We start from the raw sequence: 7,871 nt of genomic DNA on the forward strand, positions 1-7,871 counted from the left end.
GGGGGGGCCCCGCGCGGGGGGCCGCGCGCCCCCGCCCCCCCCCCGCCCCCCCGCGCGGGGGGGGGCGCCCCCCCCCCCCCCCCCCCCCCCCCCCCCCGTTCCCGCACCGGGGGGCTGCCCGACCGGGCCGGGCGGGTGACACTCACCCCGAGCCCACGCACATCTCGGAATCCATCGAAAAGGACGACAACATGGCCTCCTACGTCGCCGCGATCGACCAGGGCACCACCTCCACCCGCTGCATGATCTTCGACCACGGCGGGCGCGTCGTGGCCGTCGACCAGGTCGAGCACCGGCAGATCTTCCCCAAGGCGGGCTGGGTGGAGCACGACCCGGAGGAGATCTGGAGCAACACCCGCCAGGTGTGCGCGGGGGCGCTCGCCAAGGCCGACCTGGTGACCTCCGAGATCGCCGCCGTCGGCATCACCAACCAGCGCGAGACGACCGTCGTGTGGGACAAGACCACCGGCAAGCCCGTCTACAACGCCATCGTCTGGCAGGACACCCGCACCGACACCATCGTCGGCGAGCTCGCCGAGGAAGGCGGGCAGAACCGGTTCCACGCCAAGACCGGTCTCACCCTCTCGCCGTACTTCTCCGGCACCAAGATCCGCTGGATCCTGGACAACGTGGACGGGGTCCGCGCCCGCGCCGAGAAGGGCGAGCTGCTGTTCGGCAACATGGACACCTGGGTGCTGTGGAACAGCACCGGCGGCCCCGACGGCGGCCTGCACGTCACCGACCCCACCAACGCCTCCCGGACCCTGCTGATGGACCTGGAGAAGCTGGAGTGGGACGAGGACATCTGCCGCCAGATCGGCGTCCCCACCTCGATGCTGCCGGAGATCCGCTCCTCCTCCGAGGTCTACGGGCACTTCCGCGAGCGCGGCGTGTTCGGCGGGCTCCCCATCGCGGGCATCCTCGGCGACCAGCAGGCCGCCACCTTCGGCCAGGCCTGCCTGTCGCCCGGTGAAGCCAAGAACACCTACGGGACCGGCAACTTCCTGCTGCTCAACACCGGGACCGAGCCCGTGCTGAGCGACAACGGGCTGCTCACCACCGTCGGGTACAAGATCGGCTCGAAGGACACGGTGTACTGCCTGGAAGGCTCCATCGCGGTCACCGGCTCGCTGGTGCAGTGGCTGCGGGACAACCTCGGGCTGATCGGCAGCGCCCCGGAGATCGAGCAGATCGCGCGCAGCGTCGAGGACAACGGCGGCGCCTACTTCGTGCCCGCTTTCTCCGGGTTGTTCGCCCCGCACTGGCGGTCCGACGCGCGCGGCGCCATCGTCGGGCTCACCCGCTTCGTCAACCGCGGCCACCTCGCCCGCGCCGTGCTCGAAGCCACCGCCTTCCAGACCCGCGAGGTCATCGAGGCCATGAACGCCGACTCCGGCGTCCCGCTGAAGTCGCTGAAGGTCGACGGCGGCATGGTCGGCAACGAACTGCTCATGCAGTTCCAGGCCGACATCCTCGGCGTCCCGGTGATCCGGCCGGTCGTCAGCGAGACCACCGCGCTCGGCGCCGCCTACGCCGCCGGGCTCGCCGTCGGCTTCTGGGCCGGGGAGGACGACATCCGCTCCAACTGGGCGAAGGACAAGCAGTGGGACCCGGTCATGCCGGAGGAGCGGCGGGCGCACGAGTACGGCCAGTGGCAGAAGGCGGTCACCAAGACCTTCGACTGGGCGTGATTCCGGCGGCTCGTCCCCCTCGGTGGGGCGGGTGGCGGAACCTCAGCGGTCCCCTCGCTGCGGGGTCTTTTTCACAGGTGGCTCCGCCACATGCGAAAAAGCTGTCCTCGCGAGGGGACCGCTGAGAACCCGCGGGTGGTTCCGCTGCTCAGGTGGTCGTCGGCTCAGCGGCTTCGGTGCCTGCCGGGTCAGGGGGCCGTTCGTTCCGCGGCGGGGACTCCGGTGAACTCGGCGTGGCGGGGTTCGACGGGTTCTCCCCCGGAGAGCACCACCAGCACCACCGCGATCAGCGCGCCGACCGCCAGCGCCCACGACGCCGACACCTTCGGCATGCGTCCCCCTCGTCCCGGCCGGTGCGGGTGCCGTCCGACGACGGCTTCGCCCCCGGCCCCCGCTCGTCCCGCGGCGGCCCACCGGCTCCGGCATTCTGCGGCACCGCCGCCCGAACCGCCCGGCCCCACGCCGACCCGGTGTTCGGATCCCGTCGCGGACCAGCCGAGCGGCGTTATGGCCGAGGGAGGCGCCAGACGACGAGGATCCCGGTTCCTGCCGGGCTGACCTGTTCCGGTGCGGCCGGAGAACGGCCCACCTCCACGAACCCCAGCGCCTTCGGAATCGCGCCGCTGCGGTGGTTCGCCTCGTCGTGCCAGATCTCCACGTGCCCGGCGCCCAGCCGGAACGCCTCGTCGATCAGCGCCAGCGCCGCGCGGCGCGCGATGCCGCGGCCCTCGAAGTCCGGGTGCAGCCAGTAGCCGATCTCCAGGCCGCCCGGCCCGATCCGGTCCATCAGGCTCGCCGAACCGATCACCTGCCGCTCCGGGCCGAGCACCGCGTAGGTGAAGGACGTGCCCGCCGCCCACTCGCGTTCAGCCTTGCCGACGAAGTCGGCGGCCTCCTTCATCCCGTAGCCGGGTGCCGCCCACGCCATCCACGGCCCCAGGTGCTGGAGGGATTCGGTCACGACCCGCAGCGCCGTGCCCGCGTCCTCCAGCCGCCACCGGCGCAGGTCCACTCCGTCGTGGTGCAACTGCTCGCTCGGCTCCATGCGCGGGAGTCTGCTGCACTCCGCACCTCGGCGGTACCGAATTTCAGGACCGCTCCGCGCCCTCGGCCCGTTCCGCCTGGTCGGCCGGCTCCACCTGGTCGGCCGGCTCCGCCCGGTCGACGAGCTCGACGTGGTCGGCCGGCTCCACCCGGTCGACGAGCTCCACCTGCTCGACGAGGTGCCGCACCAGCTGCCCGTGCACCGCGCCCGGCAACGCGTGGCCCATGCCCGCGATCTCCGCGCACCGCGCCCCGGGGATCGCGGCGGCCAGCAGCCTGCCGTGCGGCGGCGGGTTGATCGGATCCAGCGGCGCCTGCAGCACCAGCGTCGGGGTGCCGATCCGCGCCAGGCCCGCGCCGCGCTCGACGAGGACCTGCGGCAGGAGCGCGTGCGGATGCGGTTCCCGGATGCGCCAGGTGCCTGCGTGTTCGACGTCCCGCAGCTCGACCCGCCGGAACTCGGCGGCGTCGAACGGCAGTTCCTCCCCCGACAGCAGCCGGTGCCACTCGACGCGCTCGGCCAGCGCCGACTCCAGGTCCGTCGCCGCCGACGGCTCCTCGCCGCGGCGCACGAACCACGGCCGCGGCGTCGGGAACTCGTCCGGACTCGGCTCACCCGCCCGGGCCAGGGCCCAGTTCCGGGCGAAGTCCACGCCCAACGCGTGCGTGCACAGCAGCGTCGCGCTGCGCAGCCGATCCGGGGCCGCGACCGCCAGCAGCTGCACCAACCCACCGCCGAGGCCCATGCCGAGCACGTGCGCCGACGCCACGCCCCAGCCGTCCAGCACCGCCAGCGCATCCGCCGCCAGATCGTCGAAGCCGTACGGGTGCGCGGCGAACTCGCGGTGCGTGGAACGACCCGTGTCGCGGTGGTCGTAGCGCAGCACCCGCAGCCCGGCCTCGACCAGCAGCGCCACCAACCCGTCCGGCCACCCGCGGGAGGAGGTCACGTCCCCCGCCACCAGCAGCAGCGGCGGCGCGGCCGGGTCACCGATCGACTCGCTCCACAACCGCACGTCGCCGGAGCGGATCGTCCGCGCCGTCACCGGAAGTCCGCCGCGTGGTCGCGCGCCCACTCGTCGAACCGGCGCGCCGGGCGGCCCGTCAGCCGCCGCACGGTGGCGGTGGGCACGTCCGGCGATTCGGCCGCGGCCGCCAGGTAGTCCAGCAGCATCTTCGCGACCTCCGGCGGGCAACCCCGGCCGAGCAGGGCCTGCCGGGCCTGGTCGGGTTCGGGTTCCTCGAAGCGGACCGGTTCACCGATCGCCTCGGCGATCGCCGCCACCTGCTCCCGCTGGGAGACCGCCGCCGGCCCGGTGATCTCGTAGGCCCGCCCGGCGTGCCCCTCGCCGAGCAGCGCCTCGACCGCGACCGCGGCGACGTCCGCTTCGTGGACCAGCGCTTGAGCGGCCGCGGCGAACGGAAGCCGGACCACACCTTCCGTCCGGGCGTCCGCGGCCCAATCCAGCACGTTCAGCGCGAACGCCCCGGGCCGCAGGTGGGTCCACTCGGCGACACCCGACTCCTCCACCGCTCGCTCCACCGGGGCGTGCTGCTGCGCGCTCAAGCTGCCCGCCCCGCTCTCCAGGACCGACGCCGAGGACAGCACCACGATCCGCCGCACGCCCGCCCGCACCGCCAGCTCGGCGAACTCCCGCGCGCCGCCCGGCACCGGGAACAGGTGCACCGCCGACACGCAGTCCAACGCCGCGCGCAGCTCCGCGGGGCGCTCCAGATCGCCGGCGACCACCTCCGCCCGCGCCGGCAGCTCCGCCCGGCGCGGATCGCGGGTCACCGCGCGCACCGGCACGCCGGACTCCAGCAGCCCGCGCACCACCTCCCGGCCGACCGATCCCGTCGCCCCGGTCACCAGCACCGTCATGACATCCCCCAGCAGATCGCGGACGGCTACTCCGCCCGCCCCGATCCGCGACCGTACGCGCAGGTCACAGCCTTGAGCACGCGTCGCAGGCATTCGAATCATCACGTTGACCGGCGCCGCGGAGACCTATCTGCGGCGCCCGCGGATGGAGCGGCCGAGCGGCCGAGCGCTGGCCGAAAGTACGAGGAGCCGGCGATTTCACGGCCTATCGATCGAGCTCCTCCGGCACTTCGGCCGATCCGCGCCTGCCACCCGCGCGCCTAGGTTCGACGAGGGTCAGGGGTTACCGGGGGAACGCGGGTGGTCACCGCCACGGGGCGTCGGGCGGCGACCACCCGCCTCAGCGAGGAACGGCGGCCAGGCAGCGGTGCTCGGCGAGTGAGGCAGGTTTCGGAATGGACGGCAACAGGGCTTTCGCCCCCGAGTACCAGGGCGCGCTCCGGGACATGTCGGTGAACACCGCGTACGAGGACGTCCTGGCGCAGGCGCGCGACCGGTCCCGGTGGGCGGCCGAGCGGGGCACCGCGCTGGACGTCGCGCAAGCGGAGCTCGCCGTCGCGGAAGCCTGCCGCAGGCTCGGCCACCTGGAAGAGGCCGACGGGGCGTGGAAGGCCGCCTACCGGGCCGCCCGCACCGCCGGGAACGACGGCGTCCGCGGCTGGGCGCTGTGGAGCGGCGGCACGCTGGCCCGCCAGCGCGGCGAGCTGAACCTGGCGCTGCGGCTGCTCGCCTGGGGCCGCGACCTGTCGTGGCAGGCCGGAGACATCACCGCCTACGGCTACGCGTTCGCCGGAGTCGCCGAGACGCTGCGCATCCGAGGGGACTTCGAGCGGGCGCGCGGACTCCACGAGCACGTGCTCGCCGAAGCCCGCCGTCGCGAGGAATCCCGGCACATCGTGTGGGCGCTGGAAGGACTCGCCCAGATCGAGCGCAACACCGGCGACCTCGACTCGGCGGCCCGGCGGTTCGCCGAAGCCGCGCAGGTCGCCGAAGCCTCCGGCGACGACCGCGGCCACGCGTGGGCGCTGCGCGGGCAGGCGGACGTGCTCTCGCTGCGCGGCGAGCACGAGCGGGCGCTGGAGCTGCTCTCCGCCGCTGAGCGCACCTGCCGCCGGATGGACCTCTCCAGCGCCCTCGCCTACAACCGCAAGATGCGCGGCAACGTGCAGTTCCGCGCCGGTCGCCACCAGGAGGCCGCCCGCACCTACCGGGACGCGCACGACAAGTTCCGCGCGCTGCGCGAACCGCGCGGCATCGCGCTGTCCCGGCTGGGACTGCTCAAGAGCCTCGACGCGTTGGGGCGTCCCGCGGAAGCGACGATGGCGGACCTGGTGGCGTTGCGCGACGAGGTCAACGGGAACCAGCTGTGGCAGACCCGCACGATGGTGGAGAACGCGATCGCGGAACGCACCGGCTGAGCGCGGGATGCGGCGGCCCGTCCGACCCTGTCGGGCGGGGCGTTCTGCTTGTCGGGCGGGGCGTTCTGCTCGCGCGGAGGGCCGTTTCGGGCGTCGGGCGGGGCGTCCTGCTCGCGGGGAAAGCGGTTTCGGCGTCGGGCAGGCTGTTCTGCTCGCCGGACGGCCGTTCCGGAGGCGGGGGTCGTGGGCAGCGCCGACCCGCGAACGCGGAGCTGCGGCTTTCCGGCCGGGCCGGGCGGAGCCGGTGCGGACCGCGGCTTGACGTGCGGGCGCCGGTCAGCGCGGGAGCAGCGGTCGGCGTGCGGGCAGCGATCAGCGACGCGAGTGGGACGCGGGCTGGACGGGGAACCCGGCCGGGCGGGCGAAAAAGGGGAGGACGGCGCCACCGGTTCCGGGCTACCGTGGCGCCATGTTCGGGTACCAGCACCTCTGATCCGGCGCACCCGCGCGCCGCTCCCCCGTCCGCGGTGGTGAGCCCCTTCGAAGTGCCGCGCGGAGCCCGCCCGCTCGTGCTCGCGAGCGCCCGCCCAGCTCAGCCCAGCTCGAATCGGAGTGAACCCGTGCCCAGATCCGCGCACATCGCCTTCATGGCCGTCCCCGCGCACGGCCACGTCAACCCCGGCCTCGGCCTCGTCGCCGAACTGGCCGCCCGGGGACATCGCGTCACCTACGCGGTCACCGAGGACTTCGCCCCGCAGGTCGCCGAGGCCGGTGCCGAACCGGTCCGGTACACCTCGACGCTGCCCTCGGCCGCGACCCAGCAGGAGTGGCCGGAGGACCAGGCCGCGGCCGTGCTGCTGTTCGTCGACGAGATGATCTCGGTGCACCCGCAGCTGGCCGCGGCCTACGCCGCGGACCGGCCGGACCTGGTGATCTACGACATCGGGACCCTGCAAGCACCGGTGCTCGCCCACGAGTGGGGCGTCCCGGCGATCTGCCTGTCCCCGACGCACGTCCGGTTCGAGGGGATCGAGGAGGTCTTCGGCTTCGACGACTCCCCCGAGCTGCTGGCGGTGCACGCCAAGGCCGACGCCTTCTTCGCCGAGCACGGGGCGCCGCTGACCTTCGCGACCATGGACCGGGAGTGCAGCGTGGTCACCATCCCGCGCTCCTTCCAGTACTACGCCGAGTCGGTGGCGGCGAACCACACCTTCGTCGGCCCGATGCTGACCGCGCGCCGCACCCAGGGGACGTGGCAGCGGTCCGGTGCTCGTCCGGTGCTGCTGATCTCGATGGGTTCGGCCTTCACCGACCAGCCGCAGCTGTACCGCGACTGCCTGGCGGCGTTCGGCGGGCTCGACTGGCAGGTGGTGCTGAGCATCGGCGAGGTCGTCGACCCGGCGGTGCTCGGCGAGGTACCGCCGAACGTCGAAGTGCACCGGTGGGTGCCGCAGCTCGACGTCCTGTCGCAGGCCGACGCGTTCATCACGCACGCGGGCATGGGCGGGACGATGGAGGCCCTGCACGCGGGAGTGCCGATGATCGCGATCCCGCAGGCCGCGGAGCAGTTCGCGAACGCGGCGCGGATCGCCGAGCTCGGCCTCGGCGTGCACCTGCCGAAGGAAGAGGCCACGCCGCAGGCGCTGCGGGCGGCGCTGCACCGGGTGTCCACCGACCCGGAAGTGCTGGCCCGGTCGGCGGCGATGCGCCGCGAGATCGGCGAAGCGGGCGGCGCCCGGCGCGCCGCGGAGATCGTCGAAGCGCGGCTCGGCGCGGAGTCGGCCTGACGTCCCCGGGGGGGGGGGGCCCCCCCCCCCCCCGGCCCCCCGCCCGGGCGGGGGGGGGGGGGGGGGGGGGCGGCCCCGGCGGGGGGGGGGGCCGCGGGCCGGGGGGGGG

At 74.2% G+C, this 7,871-nt stretch carries 7 protein-coding genes; 3 read left to right on the plus strand and 4 right to left on the minus strand.

What is annotated here, in order from left to right; translation table 11 throughout:
* Nucleotides 1-191: 191 nt before the first annotated feature.
* Entirely contained in the window at nucleotides 192-1,691 is a 1,500-nt protein-coding gene (gene glpK, locus LCD31_RS23960; protein ID WP_224961514.1) for a glycerol kinase GlpK, read from the plus strand.
* A gap of 188 nt (nucleotides 1,692-1,879) precedes the next feature.
* Here the strand turns inward: glpK and LCD31_RS23965 are convergent, their stop codons facing one another.
* The 4 genes from LCD31_RS23965 to LCD31_RS23980 form a co-directional block, all read right to left on the minus strand.
* Nucleotides 1,880-2,023: a hypothetical protein gene (locus LCD31_RS23965; RefSeq protein ID WP_224961517.1), complete on the minus strand. Its 144-nt coding sequence runs from the start codon at nucleotides 2,021-2,023 to the stop codon at nucleotides 1,880-1,882.
* Nucleotides 2,024-2,196: 173 nt separating this feature from the next.
* Nucleotides 2,197-2,736 (minus strand): GNAT family N-acetyltransferase, encoded by a 540-nt coding sequence (locus LCD31_RS23970; protein ID WP_224961519.1) that lies wholly within the window; start codon nucleotides 2,734-2,736, stop codon nucleotides 2,197-2,199.
* A gap of 43 nt (nucleotides 2,737-2,779) precedes the next feature.
* Nucleotides 2,780-3,781, minus strand: a complete 1,002-nt coding sequence (locus tag LCD31_RS23975; protein WP_224961521.1) for an alpha/beta fold hydrolase — start codon at nucleotides 3,779-3,781, stop codon at nucleotides 2,780-2,782.
* The gene (locus tag LCD31_RS23980) at nucleotides 3,778-4,617 is read right to left on the minus strand and encodes an NAD(P)H-binding protein (RefSeq protein WP_224961523.1); all 840 of its coding nucleotides are present in this window, start codon (nucleotides 4,615-4,617) and stop codon (nucleotides 3,778-3,780) included. The genes LCD31_RS23975 and LCD31_RS23980 overlap by 4 nt, the downstream gene beginning before the upstream one ends.
* 395 nt (nucleotides 4,618-5,012) lie before the next feature.
* On the opposite strand from LCD31_RS23980, the gene LCD31_RS23985 reads away from it, so the two are divergent.
* Both LCD31_RS23985 and LCD31_RS23990 read left to right on the plus strand, forming a co-directional pair.
* Nucleotides 5,013-6,035 carry a tetratricopeptide repeat protein gene (locus tag LCD31_RS23985; RefSeq protein WP_224961525.1) on the plus strand — a complete coding sequence of 341 codons (1,023 nt, stop codon included), beginning with the start codon at nucleotides 5,013-5,015 and terminating at the stop codon, nucleotides 6,033-6,035.
* 587 nt (nucleotides 6,036-6,622) lie between these two features.
* Nucleotides 6,623-7,762 (plus strand): macrolide family glycosyltransferase, encoded by a 1,140-nt coding sequence (locus LCD31_RS23990; RefSeq protein WP_255623381.1) that lies wholly within the window; start codon nucleotides 6,623-6,625, stop codon nucleotides 7,760-7,762.
* The last annotated feature ends 109 nt before the right edge of the window (nucleotides 7,763-7,871 follow it).

It is taken from the genome of Saccharopolyspora sp. 6M (genome assembly GCF_020176775.1).
Classification (GTDB): Bacteria; Actinomycetota; Actinomycetes; order Mycobacteriales; family Pseudonocardiaceae; genus Saccharopolyspora_C; species Saccharopolyspora_C gregorii.

Bases quoted from the DNA above. Each gene is read 5' to 3' on its own strand.
- glpK (WP_224961514.1), top strand. From the start codon at position 192: ATGGCCTCCTACGTCGCCGCGATCGACCAGGGCACCACCTCCACCCGC.
- LCD31_RS23965 (WP_224961517.1), bottom strand. From the start codon at position 2,023: ATGCCGAAGGTGTCGGCGTCGTGGGCGCTGGCGGTCGGCGCGCTGATC.
- LCD31_RS23970 (WP_224961519.1), bottom strand. From the start codon at position 2,736: ATGGAGCCGAGCGAGCAGTTGCACCACGACGGAGTGGACCTGCGCCGG.
- LCD31_RS23980 (WP_224961523.1), bottom strand. From the start codon at position 4,617: ATGACGGTGCTGGTGACCGGGGCGACGGGATCGGTCGGCCGGGAGGTG.
- LCD31_RS23985 (WP_224961525.1), top strand. From the start codon at position 5,013: ATGGACGGCAACAGGGCTTTCGCCCCCGAGTACCAGGGCGCGCTCCGG.
- LCD31_RS23990 (WP_255623381.1), top strand. From the start codon at position 6,623: ATGGCCGTCCCCGCGCACGGCCACGTCAACCCCGGCCTCGGCCTCGTC.